The 16,874-nt window shown below is 59.6% G+C and carries 12 protein-coding genes and 1 pseudogene; 7 read left to right on the top strand and 6 right to left on the bottom strand.

Annotated elements, in window-relative coordinates; genetic code table 11:
* Positions 1–68: 68 nt before the first annotated feature.
* Positions 69–1,100, bottom strand: a pseudogene (locus HU773_RS27880) (HAMP domain-containing protein); the annotation flags it as partial.
* 197 nt (positions 1,101–1,297) lie between these two features.
* On the opposite strand from HU773_RS27880, the gene HU773_RS21660 reads away from it, so the two are divergent.
* Positions 1,298–2,776, top strand: a complete 1,479-nt coding sequence (locus tag HU773_RS21660; RefSeq protein ID WP_057960538.1) for a helicase HerA-like domain-containing protein — start codon at positions 1,298–1,300, stop codon at positions 2,774–2,776.
* A 106-nt stretch (positions 2,777–2,882) separates the two neighbouring features.
* Here the strand turns inward: HU773_RS21660 and HU773_RS21655 are convergent, their stop codons facing one another.
* Entirely contained in the window at positions 2,883–3,338 is a 456-nt protein-coding gene (locus HU773_RS21655) for a DUF721 domain-containing protein (RefSeq protein WP_057440138.1), read from the bottom strand.
* A gap of 308 nt (positions 3,339–3,646) precedes the next feature.
* On the opposite strand from HU773_RS21655, the gene secA reads away from it, so the two are divergent.
* The 3 genes from secA to HU773_RS21640 all read left to right on the top strand — a co-directional run bounded on the left by secA (position 3,647) and on the right by HU773_RS21640 (position 8,718).
* Positions 3,647–6,382, top strand: a complete 2,736-nt coding sequence (gene secA / locus HU773_RS21650; protein ID WP_057960535.1) for a preprotein translocase subunit SecA — start codon at positions 3,647–3,649, stop codon at positions 6,380–6,382.
* A 115-nt stretch (positions 6,383–6,497) separates the two neighbouring features.
* Positions 6,498–7,715: a bifunctional glutamate N-acetyltransferase/amino-acid acetyltransferase ArgJ gene (gene argJ / locus HU773_RS21645; RefSeq protein WP_186625476.1), complete on the top strand. Its 1,218-nt coding sequence runs from the start codon at positions 6,498–6,500 to the stop codon at positions 7,713–7,715.
* 58 nt (positions 7,716–7,773) lie between these two features.
* Positions 7,774–8,718, top strand: coding sequence for a Nudix family hydrolase (locus tag HU773_RS21640; RefSeq protein WP_120734018.1), 945 nt, complete (start codon positions 7,774–7,776; stop codon positions 8,716–8,718).
* A gap of 366 nt (positions 8,719–9,084) precedes the next feature.
* Here the strand turns inward: HU773_RS21640 and HU773_RS21635 are convergent, their stop codons facing one another.
* The 3 genes from HU773_RS21635 to HU773_RS21625 are packed head-to-tail and all read right to left on the bottom strand — an operon-like array spanning position 9,085 to position 12,666.
* The gene (locus HU773_RS21635) at positions 9,085–9,663 is read right to left on the bottom strand and encodes a cob(I)yrinic acid a,c-diamide adenosyltransferase (protein WP_186625474.1); all 579 of its coding nucleotides are present in this window, start codon (positions 9,661–9,663) and stop codon (positions 9,085–9,087) included.
* A 2-nt stretch (positions 9,664–9,665) separates the two neighbouring features.
* A complete protein-coding gene (locus tag HU773_RS21630; protein WP_120734014.1) occupies positions 9,666–11,702 on the bottom strand; it encodes a sensor histidine kinase in 2,037 nt (678 codons plus the stop codon).
* Between the two features lie 46 nt (positions 11,703–11,748).
* Positions 11,749–12,666: a putative 2-dehydropantoate 2-reductase gene (locus HU773_RS21625; protein ID WP_057960530.1), complete on the bottom strand. Its 918-nt coding sequence runs from the start codon at positions 12,664–12,666 to the stop codon at positions 11,749–11,751.
* Positions 12,667–12,803: 137 nt separating this feature from the next.
* Between HU773_RS21625 and HU773_RS21620 the strand changes: the two genes are divergently transcribed.
* Positions 12,804–13,289, top strand: coding sequence for a YajQ family cyclic di-GMP-binding protein (locus HU773_RS21620; RefSeq protein ID WP_057440144.1), 486 nt, complete (start codon positions 12,804–12,806; stop codon positions 13,287–13,289).
* Positions 13,290–13,416: 127 nt separating this feature from the next.
* A complete protein-coding gene (locus tag HU773_RS21615; protein WP_057960529.1) occupies positions 13,417–14,259 on the top strand; it encodes a mechanosensitive ion channel family protein in 843 nt (280 codons plus the stop codon).
* Between the two features lie 175 nt (positions 14,260–14,434).
* On the opposite strand, the gene HU773_RS21610 is transcribed toward HU773_RS21615, so the two are convergent.
* On the bottom strand, positions 14,435–15,730 hold the full coding sequence (locus HU773_RS21610) for an OprD family porin (RefSeq protein ID WP_057960526.1): 1,296 nt from the start codon (positions 15,728–15,730) through the stop codon (positions 14,435–14,437).
* A 716-nt stretch (positions 15,731–16,446) separates the two neighbouring features.
* Here HU773_RS21610 and HU773_RS21605 point away from each other — a divergent pair.
* A complete protein-coding gene (locus tag HU773_RS21605; RefSeq protein WP_186625472.1) occupies positions 16,447–16,872 on the top strand; it encodes an HIT domain-containing protein in 426 nt (141 codons plus the stop codon).
* Positions 16,873–16,874 lie beyond the last annotated feature (2 nt).

Below are 16,874 nucleotides of genomic sequence, written 5' to 3'. Positions count from 1 at the left end.
CGCAGGGCCACTTCATTGACCTGGCCGGTGGCGGAGGACACTTCGCGAATCGAAGTATGAATCCGCTCCACAAAGCGGTTGAAGGCTTTGCCCAGAATGCCGAATTCGTCGTGGTTCTGGATCGTCAGGCGGCGCGTCAGGTCACCTTCGCCATCGGCGATGTCTTCCATGGCCCGGGTCATGACATGCAGCGGTTGCATCAGCACGCGGATCAGCATGCCCAGCAGCGCGATGATGATTGCCACGGCAATCACCGTGGCAATAATGGCCGAGGTGCGGAATTCGCTGAGCATTGCGAAGGATTTGTCTTTATCTACCGACAGACCGATATACCAGTTCACTGACGGCAAACCCTTGATCGGGGCGAAAGTGACGATACGGGTTTTGCCCTCGACCTCGATTTCGCTGAAGTCGGCACTGATCTTGACGGTCTGGTTCGGGTACGCCTCGCCCAGGGTCTTCATCACCAGGTTTTTTTCCGGGTGCACCAGGATCTTGCCGTCGGCACTGACCAGGAACGCGTAGCCCATGCCGCCGAAGTCAAGCGCGCCGATATTGTCCACCAGGGTTTGCAGGCTCAGGTCACCGCCGACCACGCCGACGCTTTGCCCGGCCTTGCTGCTGGGGGTGGCGATGGAAATGATCAACTGGCCGGTGGCGGCGTCGATATAGGGCTCGGTCAGGGTCGAGCCATTGCTGCTCTGGGCACCCTTGTACCAGGGGCGCACGCGTGGATCGAAGCCGTCGGGCATCTTGGCATCGGGGCGAATGGTGAAGCCGCCTTTGCTATCGCCCAGATAGGTTGCCATGAACGAAGATGTCAGGGCTTTCTGCTCTAGCAGGCTGGCGATGACGCTCGGCTCGGGGTTGATGGCGATGTTCTGGGCGGCGTTTTCCACCAGCACAATACGTCCGGCCAACCAGCTCTGGATATTGCTGGCGGTGACATCCCCCATTTCGTGTAGGTAGCTGTCGAGGTCATTGCGAATCGCGTTGCGTTGCAGGTAGTCGTTGTACAGCGTAAACAACGCAAATGCGGCAATGACGATAAGGGCGGCTGCAAGCAGGATTTTGTGGCTGAAGCGCAGATTTTTATTCATGGCTCGTCGTGTCCGCTAGTGTCTTAATGTCCAAGGCGCGTCTTTTATGGCAACGCATAAATGACAGCGTTAAATAAAGTGTGATATTTCCATTTGCTCCTGCAGGAATTATCTGACCTAACTTTTTTAGGCTTTTTGGGTCTCTCGCTTTATCTGTATCGACCGTGCAGGGCTAAAGATTAATCATGGGTGACAAAATGCCAGACTCCTCGCAACTTCTTATTGGTGCAGACCTCGAAGGCCAAGTCATCGCCCAGGCCATGCGCCTGGGTAACCGCCATGGCCTGATAGCCGGCGCTACCGGCACCGGCAAGACCGTGACGTTGCAGCGGCTGGCAGAGGCGTTCAGTGATGCTGGCGTGGCGGTGTTCGCTGCAGATATCAAGGGTGACCTGTGTGGCCTTGGCGCTGCAGGCAATCCCCAGGGCAAGGTGGCCGAGCGGATCGCCGGCATGCCGTTCCTGAATTACGCGCCTAAGGCATATCCGGTAACGCTGTGGGATATCCACGGTCAGTCCGGTCATCCGCTCCGTACAACCTTGAGTGAAATGGGCCCACTGTTGCTGGGCAGTCTGCTGGAGCTGACCGACAGCCAGCAGTCGACCTTATATGCAGCGTTTAAAGTGGCCGATCGCGAGGGCTTGCTGCTCTTGGATCTCAAGGACCTCAAGGCCCTGCTCAATCACCTCAAGTTCCACCCCGAATTGCTCGGCGATGATGCGGCCCTGATGACCACGGGCTCCAGCCAGGCTTTGCTGCGGCGCCTGGCCGTGCTGGAACAGCAGGGCGCCGAAGCTCTGTTCGGCGAGCCGGCGCTGCAACTGGAAGATATTCTGCAACCGGCCAGCGATGGGCGAGGGCGTATTCATTTGCTGGATGCCAGCCGCCTGGTGCACGAGTCACCCAAGGTCTATGCGACCTTCCTGCTGTGGTTGCTGGCGGAGCTGTTCGAGCAGTTGCCGGAACGCGGAGATGCCGACAAGCCGCTGCTGGCACTGTTCTTCGACGAAGCGCATTTGCTGTTTGCCGATACGCCCAAGGCCTTGCAGGATCGCCTGGAGCAAGTGGTGCGGTTGATTCGCTCCAAAGGTGTGGGGGTGTATTTTGTCACCCAGTCGCCGGGCGACTTGCCGGATAGCGTACTGGCGCAACTGGGTTTGCGGATCCAGCATGGCCTGCGGGCGTTCACCACCAAGGAGCAAAAATCCCTGCGGGCGGTGGCCGATGGTTTCCGGCCAAATCCTGCATTTGATGCGCTGGCGGTATTGACCGAGCTGGGCACGGGTGAGGCGCTGGTGGGTACGCTGCAGGAAAAAGGCACCCCCGAGGTGGTCCAGCGGGTGCTGGTCTCGCCGCCGCAGTCGCGGATCGGGCCGTTGACTGCCGCCGAGCGGGCAGGGTTGATTGCCGGCTCGCCCCTACAGGGGCGCTATGACAAGCCGATTGATCGTGAATCCGCCTATGAAGTGCTGATGGCACGCAAGGAGCTGGGGCCCGAGGCGAGTGCTGCGCCTGCCGCTGAAGAACCGAGCTTCACCGACAAGGCCGGGGCGTTTCTTGGCACGACTGCGGGCAAGGCCCTGAAATCGGCGATGCAGCAGGCGGCCAACCAGATGGGCCGCCAGTTGGTGCGCGGGCTGTTGGGGTCTTTGCTTGGCGGTAGCAAGCGCAAGTAGCCATCCAGGTCTATGCAACCCAATGGGGGAGCGGGCTTGCCCGCGATTGCGCTGTATCAGTCGATACATGTGCCGACTGGCACACCGAACTCGCGGCTGCCCGCTCTCAGGTCTTGGGCTTGGCGTGACTGGCCAGGCGCTCCAGCGCTGCGCGCAACTTCGGATCTGTAATCCCGTCTGCCGTCGCCTGGATGGTTTCGGCGGCATTCACCGACAAATCCATGGTATGCCCCACCGCACCTTGCTGCACGGTCGGTGGCTGGACCTTGAACTGGATGCGCTGCAGGCTCTCAAATACCTCAAATGCCTGTAGCTGGCGCTGCAAGCGTTTTTGTTGGTAGCGCAGGCGGGTTGCCCAATGCCCATCGGTGACGATCAGCAGCAGCGTACCTTCACGCCACGACGCCACATGACAGTGCTCGCGGGCTGCAGGTTGCAGTTGGCTTTCCAGGAGGCGTTGCAGATGGCCCAGGCGTTGCGCATGGCCAAAGATGGCTTTTAAAGGCTTGGCTTCGCGCAGCAACACGGCGGGAGCACGGGCCGTAAGAGGGCGAAATGCCATGATCTAGACACCTTAGGTAACAGAGCCGCCATGGTAGCAGAAAGCGTGTGCGGCACCGTGGTCATTGCTTTGTCAGCAGTTTATCCATTAAATCAATAAGTAACTTCTCACTCGAATGGGTTGAAGTTCAGCAAAAAGCCCCTATTTTAAACAAGCCCTCTGGGAACGCTGTGCCTGCATCGTGGAACAACGCCACTTTCCTCACCCTCGTTTCCGGGTAGAATGCTCGTTCGCATGCGGCCGTGAGGGCTGCTCGGGCGACTCACGGGGCGCCCCTTCATCCCTAATGTGTGGAAGAACCTGCCGATATGTTTGCGCCTTTGTTAAAGAAACTTTTTGGAAGCAAGAATGAGCGCGAAGTCAAACGCATGCTCAAGACGGTGCAGCTGGTCAATGCCTTCGAAGAGCAGATGGTTGCTTTGTCGGACGAGCAATTGCGCGCCAAGACCGAAGAGTTCAAGGCCCGCATAGCCAAAGGTGAGACCCTCGACAAACTGCTGCCCGAAGCCTTTGCGGTCGCCCGCGAAGCCGGTAAGCGGGTGATGGGCATGCGCCACTTCGACGTCCAGTTGATCGGCGGCATGACCCTGCATGAAGGCATGATTGCCGAAATGCGCACCGGTGAAGGCAAGACCCTGGTGGCAACCCTGGGTGTTTACCTCAACGCACTGTCCGGCAAGGGCGTGCACGTTGTGACGGTGAACGACTACCTGGCCCGCCGGGACGCCAACTGGATGCGTCCGCTGTATGAATTCCTCGGCCTGACCGTCGGCGTCGTGACGCCGTTCCAGCCGCCGGAAGAGAAGCGTGCCGCCTACGCCGCCGACATCACCTACGGCACCAACAACGAATTCGGTTTCGACTACCTGCGCGACAACATGGCGTTCAGCATGGAAGAAAAATTCCAGCGCGAACTCAACTTTGCCGTGATCGACGAAGTCGACTCCATCCTCATCGACGAAGCCCGTACTCCGCTGATCATCTCCGGCCAGGCCGAAGACAGCTCGCGCCTGTACACCGAAATCAACAAACTGATCCCGCGCCTTGAGCAACATATCGAGGAAGTGGAAGGCGTGGTGACCAAAGAAGGTCATTACTCCATCGACGAGAAGACCCGTCAGGTCGAACTCAACGAAGCCGGTCACCAGTTCGTCGAAGAAATGCTGACCCAGATCGGCCTGCTGGCTGAAGGCGAAAGCCTGTACTCGGCGCACAACCTGGGCCTGTTGACCCACGTGTATGCCGGCCTGCGCGCCCACAAGCTGTTCCATCGCAACGTCGAATACATCGTCCAGGACGGCCAGGTGGTACTGGTCGACGAACACACCGGCCGTACCATGCCCGGTCGTCGTTTGTCCGAAGGCCTGCACCAGGCCATCGAAGCCAAGGAAGAGCTCAATATCCAGGCCGAGAGCCAGACATTGGCCTCGACCACCTTCCAGAACTACTTCCGCCTGTACAACAAGCTGTCCGGCATGACCGGTACTGCGGATACCGAAGCGTTCGAATTCCACCAGATCTACGGTCTGTCGGTGATGGTCATCCCACCGAACAAGCCGCTGGCGCGTAAAGACTACAACGACCTGGTGTTCCTGACCGCCGACGAGAAATACGCGGCCATCGTCGCCGACATCAAGGAATGCATGACCCACGGCCGTCCGGTCCTGGTGGGTACTGCCACCATCGAAACCTCCGAGCACATGTCGAACCTGCTCAACAAGGAAGGTATCGAGCACAAGGTCCTCAACGCCAAGTTCCACGAAAAAGAAGCCGAGATCATTGCCCAGGCCGGTCGCCCAGGCGCGCTGACCATCGCGACCAACATGGCCGGTCGTGGTACCGACATCCTGTTGGGCGGCAACTGGGAAGTGGAAGTGGCGTCCCTGGACAACCCGACCCCTGAGCAGATCGCCCAGATCAAGGCTGACTGGCAGAAACGCCACCAGGCAGTGCTGGAATCCGGTGGTTTGCAGGTGATCGCGTCCGAGCGTCACGAATCGCGTCGTATCGACAACCAACTGCGTGGCCGTGCCGGTCGCCAGGGTGACGCCGGTTCCAGCCGTTTCTACCTGTCCCTGGAAGACAGCCTGATGCGCATCTTCGCCTCGGATCGGGTGAAGAACTTCATGAAGGCCCTGGGCATGCAGTCCGGCGAAGCCATCGAGCACCGCATGGTGACCAACGCCATCGAAAAGGCCCAGCGCAAGGTCGAAGGTCGTAACTTCGACATTCGTAAGCAACTGCTGGAGTTCGATGACGTCAACAACGAACAGCGTAAAGTGATTTATCACATGCGTAACACGTTGCTGGCCGCCGACAACATTGGCGAAACCATCGCCGACTTCCGTCAGGACGTGCTCAACGCCACCGTCAGCGCCCATATCCCGCCACAGTCCCTGCCTGAGCAGTGGGATGTTGCCGGCCTGGAAGCGGCGTTGAAGAGCGACTTCGGTGTCGATCTGCCGGTCCAGCAATGGCTCGACGAAGACGACCACCTGTACGAAGAAACCCTGCGCGAAAAACTGATGGCCGAACTGCTGGCCGCGTACAACGAGAAAGAAGAGCAAGCCAGTGCCGAAGCACTGCGCACCTTCGAGAAGCAAATCGTTCTGCGCGTGCTGGACGACCTGTGGAAAGACCACCTGTCGACCATGGATCACCTGCGTCACGGTATCCACCTGCGCGGCTACGCCCAGAAGAACCCGAAGCAGGAGTACAAGCGCGAGTCGTTCACGCTGTTCTCCGAGTTGCTGGATTCGATCAAGCGCGATTCGATTCGTGTGCTGTCCCACGTTCAGGTGCGCCGCGAAGACCCGATCGAAGAAGAAGCCCGTCTGCGCCAGGAAGCCGAAGCCCTTGCCGCGCGCATGCAGTTCCAGCATGACGAAGCACCGGGTCTTGAAGCACCTGAAGTGCTGGGCGAAGAAGTCGACGTGGCCCTGGCCCAGGCGCCGGTGCGCAACGAGCATAAGCTGGGTCGCAACGAGCCGTGCTGGTGCGGTTCGGGCAAGAAGTTCAAACACTGCCACGGCGAAATCAACTAAGATTTTTGCCTGACGCTGCAATACCCTGCGCCGCGACCGGCATCAGCCGTCGCGGCGTTTTGCCATTTAATCACCGTCGACGACGACGGTGCAGACATCGTTAAGGAGCGCATTCATGGCTGTTGGTCTTGGTCCTTTGCCCACGTTGCACCCGGTTGCCGGTTTTGAACTCGGTATCGCTTCGGCCGGCATCAAACGCCCTGGGCGCAAAGACGTGGTGGTGATGCGCTGTGCCGAAGGCTCGACCATCGCCGGCGTGTTCACCCTGAACGCGTTTTGCGCCGCGCCGGTGATTCTCGCCAAGCAACGCGTCGAAGGCCCGGTACGTTACCTGCTGACCAACACCGGCAATGCAAACGCCGGCACCGGCGAACCAGGCCTGGCCGCTGCCGCGCGCACCTGCGCCAAGCTGGCGGAGTTGACCGGCGTGGACGCCAGCCAAGTGCTGCCGTACTCCACCGGGGTGATCGGTGAGCCACTGCCCGTGGAAAAAATCGAAGGCGCCCTGCAAGCCGCGCTGGACGACTTGTCGGTGGATAACTGGGCGGCCGCGGCCACCGGGATCATGACCACCGACACCTTGCCCAAGGGCGCCAGCCGCCAGTTTGTGCATGACGGCGTGGCCGTCACCGTGACAGGTATCAGCAAAGGCGCGGGCATGATCCGCCCGAACATGGCGACCATGCTCGGCTACATCGCCACCGACGCCAAAGTCTCCCGTGACGTGCTGCAAAACCTGATGCTTGATGGCGCCAACAAGTCGTTCAACCGCATCACCATCGACGGCGATACCTCGACCAACGACTGCTGCATGTTGATTGCCACCGGCAAGGCCGATCTGCCGGAAATCACCTCGTCCAACGGCCCGCTGTTCGCGGCGTTGAAGCAGGCGGTGTTTGAAGTGTGCATGGAAGTGGCCCAGGCCATCGTGCGTGACGGCGAAGGCGCGACCAAGTTCGTTACCGTTGAAGTCAACGGCGGCGGTAATCACCAGGAGTGCCTGGATGTGGGTTACACCGTGGCCCACTCGCCATTGATCAAGACCGCGCTGTTTGCGTCCGACCCGAACTGGGGCCGGATCCTCGCGGCGGTTGGCCGTGCCGGCGTACCGAACCTGGATGTGAGCAAGATCGACGTGTTCCTCGGCGATGTGTGCATCGCCAGCCGTGGTGCCCGTGCCGAGACCTACACCGAAGCCCAGGGCTCGGCGGTGATGCAGCAGGAAGAAATCACCATCCGTATCGAGTTGGGGCGCGGTGAGTGCAGCGAAACCATCTGGACCACCGACCTGTCCCACGAGTACGTGAAGATCAACGCCGAATACCGTACTTGATACCTGCCCGGGGCATTGGCAATGCCCCGGCAGGCGCCGGCTTAGAGGACGTAAAACCGTGAAACGAGTTCATGTAGCAGCCGCAGTCATTCGCGGTACCGATGGCCGGATTCTGTTGGCCCGTCGTGCAGATACCCAGCACCAGGGCGGCCTCTGGGAGTTTCCCGGTGGCAAGGTGGAGGCCGATGAGTCGGTGCTCACCGCACTGGGGCGAGAGCTGCAGGAAGAATTGGGTATCCAGGTCACCACGGCCCGGCCGTTGATCCAGGTACAGCATGATTACCCGGACAAGCAGGTGTTGCTGGATGTCTGGGAGGTCTCGGCGTTTACCGGCGAGCCCCACGGCGCGGAAGGGCAGCCCCTTGAATGGGTGGCGCCACGGGACTTGCAGAACTACGAGTTTCCCGCGGCCAATGCGCCCATCGTGGCTGCTGCCCGTTTGCCCGCCGACTACCTGATCACCCCAGGCGAACTGGAAACCCCGGTGCTGTTGCGCGGTATCCAGAAAGCCGTTGCCGGTGGCATCAAACTGATCCAGTTGCGTGCGCCCAATGGCTACGACCCCAAATACCGCGACCTGGCGGTGGACGCCGTAGGCCTGTGTGCCGGCAAGGCGCAATTGATGCTCAAGGGGCCGTTTGAATGGCTCGGTGATTTCCCGGCTGCTGGCTGGCACATGACCTCGGCGCAACTGCGCAAATACGCGAGCAAGGGCCGACCGTTGCCCAAGGACCGCTGGTTGGCGGCGTCTTGCCACAATGCCGAGGAACTGGCATTGGCCGAACTGATGGACGTGGATTTTGTCACTCTGTCGCCGGTGCAGCCGACCCAGACTCACCCTGATGCGCAGCCTCTGGGTTGGGAAGAGGCGGCGCAGTTGATCAAGGGCTTCAGCAAGCCGGTGTTTCTGTTGGGCGGGGTTGGGCCTGACGAGCGGGAGAAGGCCTGGGAGAGCGGGGCGCAGGGTGTGGCGGGGATTCGGGCGTTCTGGCCTGAGGTGTGAGTTGTCATTGCTGGCCCCATCGCAGGCAAGCCAGCTCCCACATTTGAATGTATTCACAAATCAAAATGTGGGAGCGGGCTTGCCCGCGATGAGGCCCCGCCAAACAATACAAAACCCGCAGAATCTCAGTGCGGCCTAGCCGCCTGCCACAAAATCCCCACATTTGAATGTATTCACAAATCAAAATGTGGGAGCGGGCTTGCCCGCGATGAGGCCCAGTCAAACAATACAAAACCCGCAGAATTTCAGTGCGGCTTAGCGGCCTGCCACAAAATCCCCACATTTGAATGTATTCACAAATCAAAATGTGGGAGCGGGCTTGCCCGCGATGAGGCCCTGCCAAACAATACAAAACCCCGCAGAGTCTCAGTGCGCCTTAGCCGCCGCCTGCCACAAAATCTCCGCAATCCCTTGCCTCCGGGCAATCACCCTTGCTGCCACAAACAGCAAATCCGATAGCCGATTGATATATGCCAACCCCGCCCCTTCCAACGGCTCCAGCGCATTCAGTTGCTGGCAGCGCCGCTCGGCGCTACGGGCCAGGCTGCGGCACACGTGGGCCTGGGCAATCAGCGCCGAACCGCCGGGCAGGATGAAGTTCTCCAAAGGCCCGACTTCTTCATTCCAGCGATCAATCGCGGCTTCCAGGCGGTCCACCTCGCCCGCATTGAGCGCCTTGTAGACCGGCATTGCCAACTCGCCACCCAGGTCAAACAATCGATGCTGGCAGGGTGTCAGTACCTCGATCACATCCTTCAGCGCGGGATGCTGGCCGCTTTGCTCCTCAAGGCCAGCCAACAGCAGGCCCAGTTGGCTGTTGAGGCTGTCCACTTCACCGATCGCCTCCACCCGGGGGTGATCCTTGGGCACGCGGCGGCCGTCACCCAGGCCGGTTTCGCCCTTGTCGCCGGTACGGGTGTAAATTTTCGACAGGCGAAAGCCCATGGTCAGTGCTCCAGTTGAGTCAGTTCGTGGTGGGCAAGCTGGCTACCGGCCAGTGGCAGGCGCAAGGTGAAACAGGTGCCCTGGCCCAGGGTGGAGTGAACCTCCATCTGGCCCTTGTGGTTGTTGGTGATGATGAAGTACGAGACCGACAGGCCCAGCCCCGTGCCCTGGCCGATTTCCTTGGTGGTGAAGAACGGTTCGAACGTGCGTTTGCGCACGTTCTCACTCATGCCGATGCCATTGTCTTCCACCTGGATCTCGGCCCAGGGTGGGTTGAGCCGGGTGCGCAGGATGATGCGCCCCGGCTCGCTGTCGTCTTCGCGCAGGTGGATGGCCTGGGCGGCGTTTTTCAGCAGGTTGAGCAGGACCTGCTCCAATTCGTTGGCGGTGCCCGGCACGGGGCCCAGCAAAGGGTCGAACTGGCGGATGATCGCCTGGCCCTTGAAGTCGAAGCCGATGGTCAGGTCGAAGTCGTTACCGGCAATTTCCACGGCCTGGTCAATCAGGGCCGGCAGGTCGCAAGGCGCCATCTGCCGGTTGCTGCGGCGGCTGAAACTGAGCATATGGGTGACGATTTTCGCTGCACGGGCCCCGGCTTGCTGGATGCCGTCGAGCAGCTGCGGCACTTCGCGGCTTTGCAGGTAGCGGTTGACCGTTTCCAGTTCCACGCCCACCTGCTCGGCATGCTCCTGGTTTTTCGGCAGGTCCGCCGACAGGCGTCGCCGAATGTTCTGCACGTTGTGCAGGATTGCCCCCAACGGGTTGTTGATTTCGTGGGCCATGCCTGCGGCGAGCCCTCCGACTGACAGCATTTTCTCCGATTGCACCATCATTTCTTCCAGGGACAGGCGCTGGGTGATGTCGTCGATACGGATCACCACCCCGCGCCCGGCGCCACCCATCAGCGGGTAAAAGGTCAGGGCATAGTGCTTGGGTTCGTCGTCCTTGATCCAGGTAACGCGCTCGATGCGCTCCACCGTGTGCTGCTCCACCGTGGCCTTGAGCTGGGGCAGATAGGGCTTGAGCGGTTCGAAGGCGAGGAAGATCGGCTGGTTCAGGGCTTCATCCAGGCGCGTGCCGGACAGGGCGCTGGCTTCCTGGTTCCATTGGGTGACGTAGAGCTGCTCGTCCAGGGCAATCAGGGCGGAGGGCATGGAGTCGATGATGCTGTTGAGATAGTTCTGAAAGCCGGTGAGTTTTTTCTCGATCTTGCTGCGAACCTGCACTTCCAGTTCCAGCTTGCGGTTGGTATGCCGGGTTTCCTCGGCCAGACCCTGGGCCTGGTCGTAGGCGGCCTGGGAGTCGTCCCGTGCGCGCTTGAGTTGCTGCTCCCGGGCTTCGATACGCGACAGCATGGTATTGAACGCTTCGGCCAGGCTGCCGATTTCGTCATGGTTGCCGCGACCGGCCCGCAGGGCGTAGTTCTCCTCGCGGGTGACCTGGCGCGACAACTCTTCCAACTCGTGGATGGGCCGGGTAATCAGGCGTTTGATCTGCCGGGCAATCACCATCCACAGCAGGATGCTGAAAATCAGGATGCCAAGGCTGGCGGTCAGGGTGCCGGTGTAGAAAGCGACTGGCAGTTCGCTGCTGGCCACCAGCAGCAGATGCCCTGAGGGCAGGCCGGGGCGGGGCAGGGTGATGACTTGATTGCTGCGAAACTCGGTAACCCGCCACGCCTCGATGTCGCGATAGTGCGCCGGCAGTTGCAGGCGATCACCGTGTTGCAGTTGCGCCAGGCGGCTGCCTTCGCCGTCATACAGGGCCGCCGCCCGCAGTGGCGAATAGCTGGTCAGCTCGTTGAGCAAGGCATCGGCGTTGGCGGGAGAGTCCAGGGCTTGCGCGGCGAGGGCGGGGTTGGAAACCAGCCGGCCAATTGCCTGCAAGGCTTGCGGGGCCATGCTTTCCTGGGAGATCCAATAGGCGGCGCTGATAAAGGTCAGGTTGGCCACCAGCAGCACGGTGGTCAGCAGTACCAGCAGGGCCGCCAGCAGTTTCTGCCCGACGGGGAGGTTTTCGAGACGCTGGCGCAGTGGCATCAGGTGGTTCGCAGGCAAGGATCCAGTTGGCAGGGTAGCGCGTGCCTCAGTCGCTGGGCAATCCGTGTGCGTCCAGGTAGGCGGCCAGGCGTACCTGCAGTTGTTGCAGATGCGGCAGGCTCAAACGATGGCGCAAGGCCGCCTGGCAGGCATGGCCGAGCAGATAGCTGATCTCGGTGCGCCGCCCGTTGGCCACATCCTGGTACATCGACGAGAAGTTGGCCGCTGTCGCCTGGATCACCCGCTCCACTTCGGCCTGCAGATTCTCGGCCGCCGCGGGCTGGCCGCAGCACGTCAGCAGCTCGCCGAGCTCGGCACACAAGGTCGCCACCTCGCAGTGATGCGCCTGCAATCCGCCATTGCGGCATTGATAGAGCACCGTCAGTGGATTGATCGCACAGTTGAGTGCCAGTTTTCGCCAGAGCCGCGTGAGGATGTCGGTGCTCCACTGGTGGGGAATGCCGGCAGCGTGCAGGTCGTCCAGCCACAGCGGCGCCGTGGGATGGCTGGCGTCACCGAGCCAGGTGAAGCCGTGGCCGGCAAATACCACGCTGCCATCACTTTGCCGAAACGCACCCTCGGTGCTGGAGGCGAAGATACAGCGTGCCTGGGGCAATAGGGCGGCAACCGCATCCTGGCTGCCCAAGCCGTTCTGCAGCAGGATTACCTCGGCATTGGGTGTCAGGCGTCGTGCCAGCTGTGCGACAGCGCCAGGAGCATCGTAGGCTTTACACGCGACCAGCAGGCGATCAATTGGCTCGGGGCTGTCGGATGTTTGTGCAACCACCGGATAAGTCTGGGCATGCCCTTGTTCGACCAGGGTCAGCCCGGGAGATGCCTGATAGCGGGTCAGGCGCGCCTGATCGCGCAGGATCAGCGTGACGGGCAGGCCCGCGCGGGCCAGGCGTGTGGCCCATAATGTGCCGAGACTGCCTGCGCCGAGGACATGCCAGGTGGTGGACATCAATTTTGCTCCGTAAGCCGCTGGGTGAGCCAAGCAGCTCAGGGTAAAGAGTCGTTATAATGCCCCGGCATTTTACCCGCAAGCCAGGCGCGCTCCATCTTTACTGAGCCGCGCCCCTTTTTTATTGGAGAAACTACATGCCGTCGTTCGACGTGGTATCTGAACTGGACAAGCACGAAGTCACCAACGCCGTCGAGAACGCCGTCAAGGAGCTGGACCGTCGTTATGACTTGAAAGGCAAAGGCAGCTTTGAGTTCAAGGAAAAAGAACTGACGGTCAACCTGACCGCTGAAGCCGATTTCCAGCTGGAAGCGATGATCGAGATCCTCAAGCTGGCCCTGGTCAAGCGCAAGATTGATGTGCAGTGCCTCGAAGTCAAGGATGCCTACGCTTCGGGCAAGTTGATGAAGCAGGAAGCCGTGCTCAAGGAAGGTATCGACAAGGAGCTGGCGAAGAAAATCGTCGCTCACGTCAAGGACGCCAAGCTCAAGGTCCAGGCCGCGATCCAGGGCGAGCAGGTGCGTATCACCGGCAAGAAGCGTGACGATTTGCAGGATGCGATTGCCGCCCTGCGCGCCAAGACCTTTGATATGCCGCTGCAGTTCAACAACTTCCGCGACTGACCCGGTTCTCGGGAACCCGTGAGGGATTTCGACGTCCCACGCCACAGAACCTGCAGAAACGATTGAGCCCTACGGGGCTCAATTGCTGTGGCGACCTTTATATGCAGTGCTAAACAGGAGAATCTAGATGGACTTGAATGCTGAAGTGGATCAATTGATCAAGGCTTCCCAAGCCTGGGTCCCGATGATCATGGAGTACGGCAGCCGGGTATTGCTGGCGGTGCTGACCCTGGCCATTGGCTGGTGGTTGATCAACAAGTTGACCCACAAGGTAGGGCGCCTGCTGGCCCTGCGCAATGCCGACCTGGCGCTGCAGGGCTTTGTGACCAGCCTGGCGAACATCGTGCTCAAAGTGATGCTGATCGTCAGCGTCGCCTCGATGATCGGTGTCGAAACCACCTCGTTCGTCGCCGCGATCGGTGCCGCGACCCTGGCTATTGGCCTGGCGTTGCAAGGCAGCCTGGCTAACTTTGCCGGTGGCGTGCTGATCCTGCTGTTCCGCCCGTTCCGCATCGGTGACTGGATCGAAGCCCAGGGCACAGCGGGTACCGTCGATAGCATCCAGATCTTCCACACGGTGATCCGCACCGGCGACAACAAGACGGTCATCGTGCCTAACGGCATCTTGTCCAACGGCATCATCACCAACACCAACCGCCAACCGACCCGCAAGGTGGTGTTTGACGTAGGTGTCGACTACGAAGCCGACCTGCAAAAGGCCCGTGAAGTGCTGCTGGAACTGGCCAAGGACCCACGGGTTCTGGCGGACCCGGAGCCGGTTGCCGTGATTTCGACCCTGGGCGACAGTTCGATCACTGTTTCCCTGCGCGTATGGACCAAGACTGCAGATTATTGGGATGTGATGTTCATGTTTAATGAACTGGCGCGGGATCGTTTGAAAGCTGTAGGGATAGATATCCCATTCCCGCAGCGCGTTATTCGCATGATGCAGGAAGCACCTGCCAAGTAATAACGGGAGCAGGGATCGAACTTGGCTGAATGGTCAGGTTTAATCGCAGTAACAAACTAGATAGCTAGCTTGCTAGTTATTTAAGCAGTAGAAATATTAGTGCAATAAAAAGCCGCTCACTGATTAACAGTGAGCGGCTTTTTAATGAGGGGCCGAAGCCCCTGGGCATCTTCGATTACAAGATGTTCAGCGGGTATTGCGCGATCAGACGCAGTTCGTCGATCGACGAAGAACCGTAGTAAACGCCATCAGACGAGCGATAAGTCGCTTGGCGAATACGCAGGCTCAGGTCTTTGGCCGGGCCGCTCTGGATCACGTATTTGGCTTCGAGGTCGCGTTCCCACTCTTTGCCGTTCGAGGTCAGGGCGGTGTTGGCGCCGCTACCGGTGACGTACGAAGCCAGGAAGCTCAGGCCAGGTACACCGAAGGTGGCCATGTCGAGGTCGTAACGGGCCTTGAAGGATTTCTCGCCTTCGGCGTTGAAGTCGGAACGGGCGACGGAGTTGGCCAGGAACACTGTGCCGCCACCGTCAATGCCGTAGCCGTAGTCGCCGTCACCGGTAACCTTCTGGGCAGCCAGGGTGAAGGTGTGTGCACCGATGGTGTAGGCACCCTGCAAGCTGAACGCACGGTTGTCGAGTTTGGTCACGTCGTCTTTGAAAGCGCGTTGCAGGCCGGCACCGTCGCTCTTGGTGTCGTAGATGTTGAAGTCTACAGCCACCGACTGGTCGTCGCTCAGGGCATGGGTCCAGTTGACGTTGGCGTAGTATTTGCGCCAGTAGTCTTCGACTTTCGAGTAGTAGAGGCTGGTGGTGAACTCAGGCGTCCAACCGTAGGTACCACCCACGAAATTGGCTTGCTTGATGCCCCGGGAGGTTTCAGGGAAGTCGATGATACTGTCCCTGTAGGTTTGCGCCTGGGCAACGCTGGAAGTGAAGTGACCGGCTTCAAGCTTGAGGTCTTTGATCTCGTTGCTGACGATCGAGATACCTTGCGGCAGCTCCGGCAGCAAGCGACTGTCGTCGGACGCGAAGACCGGCGCAGTGGTGTACTGGTCGCCGACTTTCAGCACGGTATTGGAGAGACGGAACTTGATAGCGCCGCCGCCCTTGGAGTACTCATCCTCTGAGCGGCCATCCGAGCCTTCCGGGAACAAACCAGTGCCATTCCGGCCTCTGCCGCTGTCCAGTTTCACGCCCAGCAGGCCGATTACGTCAACACCCACACCGATGGTGCCCTGGGTGAAACCCGACTGGTACAAACCGTTGAAGCCCAGGCCGCTTTCCCGGGTGTAGCTTTTACCCGACGTGTTGTTGCGGTTATCCCGGCTGAAGTACAGGGCACGGGTGTTGATGCTGAAGGTGCTGTCTTCGACAAAACCTTTGGCATCATCTTGGGCGGACGCCATTGCGAACTGTGAGGTGCCTGCTGAGACAGCGAGGGCGATCATGCTCCACTTCATCACGCGCATCGTGATTTGCTCCTTTGGTTTTAGGAAGAGTACTGCCGTCCCACCTGTATTTTTGTCTGGGCGGCTCTTTCTTTTTTGTGACAACGCAAACTTATAGCACGCTGGCAATAATTGGCGATACTTGCACATCTGTCCTTTCAGCTTCTTTACGAGGCTGTCGTAAATTGCTAGATCCATGTCGCAAATCTACAGTCTGTTTGTCACCAGACTGACAACTTCAATACTGTCTTTAATACCCTGAGCAGGGGTGCAAAGTACCCTGTTCAAAGTTTTAAAACTTCCTGTAGGTGTATTGACTCACTGTTGTTTTTATCGTGAAACACTGCCTTCCTGGCAAGTGCCGTTGTCGACGATATGGGAGTGAATGCAACAAGCGTGCTCAAACTGCCGGGCGGATGTCATTTTTTCGTGAAAAATGTGTTGGATCTGTGAAAAGCGCCTGGAAACGGGGCTTTTGCGTGGTTTTTTTTGGAATTCGTGGCGCCAGTTGTGCGGGATTTCGAACGCGCAATAATACGTTTCTGTCAGAAATGTTACCGGTCCACCCTGTGGGGTGGGTAAACGGCGGATAAGCCCTGCCCGATGTAGGGCATAAAAGACTCATTTTGGTGCATCTGCCGATTGCCGCAGGTGTCGCGCGGATTGCCCCGTGAAGCAGTCGCCATTCGCAGGTATGCTGGGCGCCTGAAACTGACTAGCCGAACGGAGTGACTGCGGTGTTCGCCTTGGATCCACGTCTGCAAAACGACACCTTGCCCATCGGGGAATTCCCCCTGTGCCGGCTGCTGCTGTCCAATGACTCTAACTACCTCTGGCTTATCCTGGTGCCGCGCATTGCCGGCATCAGCGAAGTGTTCCAGCTCGACGCTGGCGACCAGTCCCGGTTGTGGCGCGAAACCACCACGTTGGCACAGTTGCTCAATGACGGGTTCGGCGCCGATAAAATGAACATCGGTGCGCTGGGTAACGTGGTCAACCAGTTACATGTGCACGTGATTGTGCGCAAACGCTACGATGCGGCTTGGCCTGCACCGGTCTGGGGCAAGCATCCGGCAGTGCCTTATAGCGACGATCAGGTGGCGCTGATTCGTACCCGCCTGCGGGAGCTGCTGCCGCCCGAATTCATTTTTGCCCAGGACTGAAC

Source organism: Pseudomonas shahriarae, from assembly GCF_014268455.2.
GTDB lineage: Bacteria > Pseudomonadota > Gammaproteobacteria > Pseudomonadales > Pseudomonadaceae > Aquipseudomonas > Aquipseudomonas shahriarae.
The sequence above is the reverse complement of the archived record's forward strand: the minus strand, read 5'-3'. Positions and strand labels throughout refer to the sequence as shown.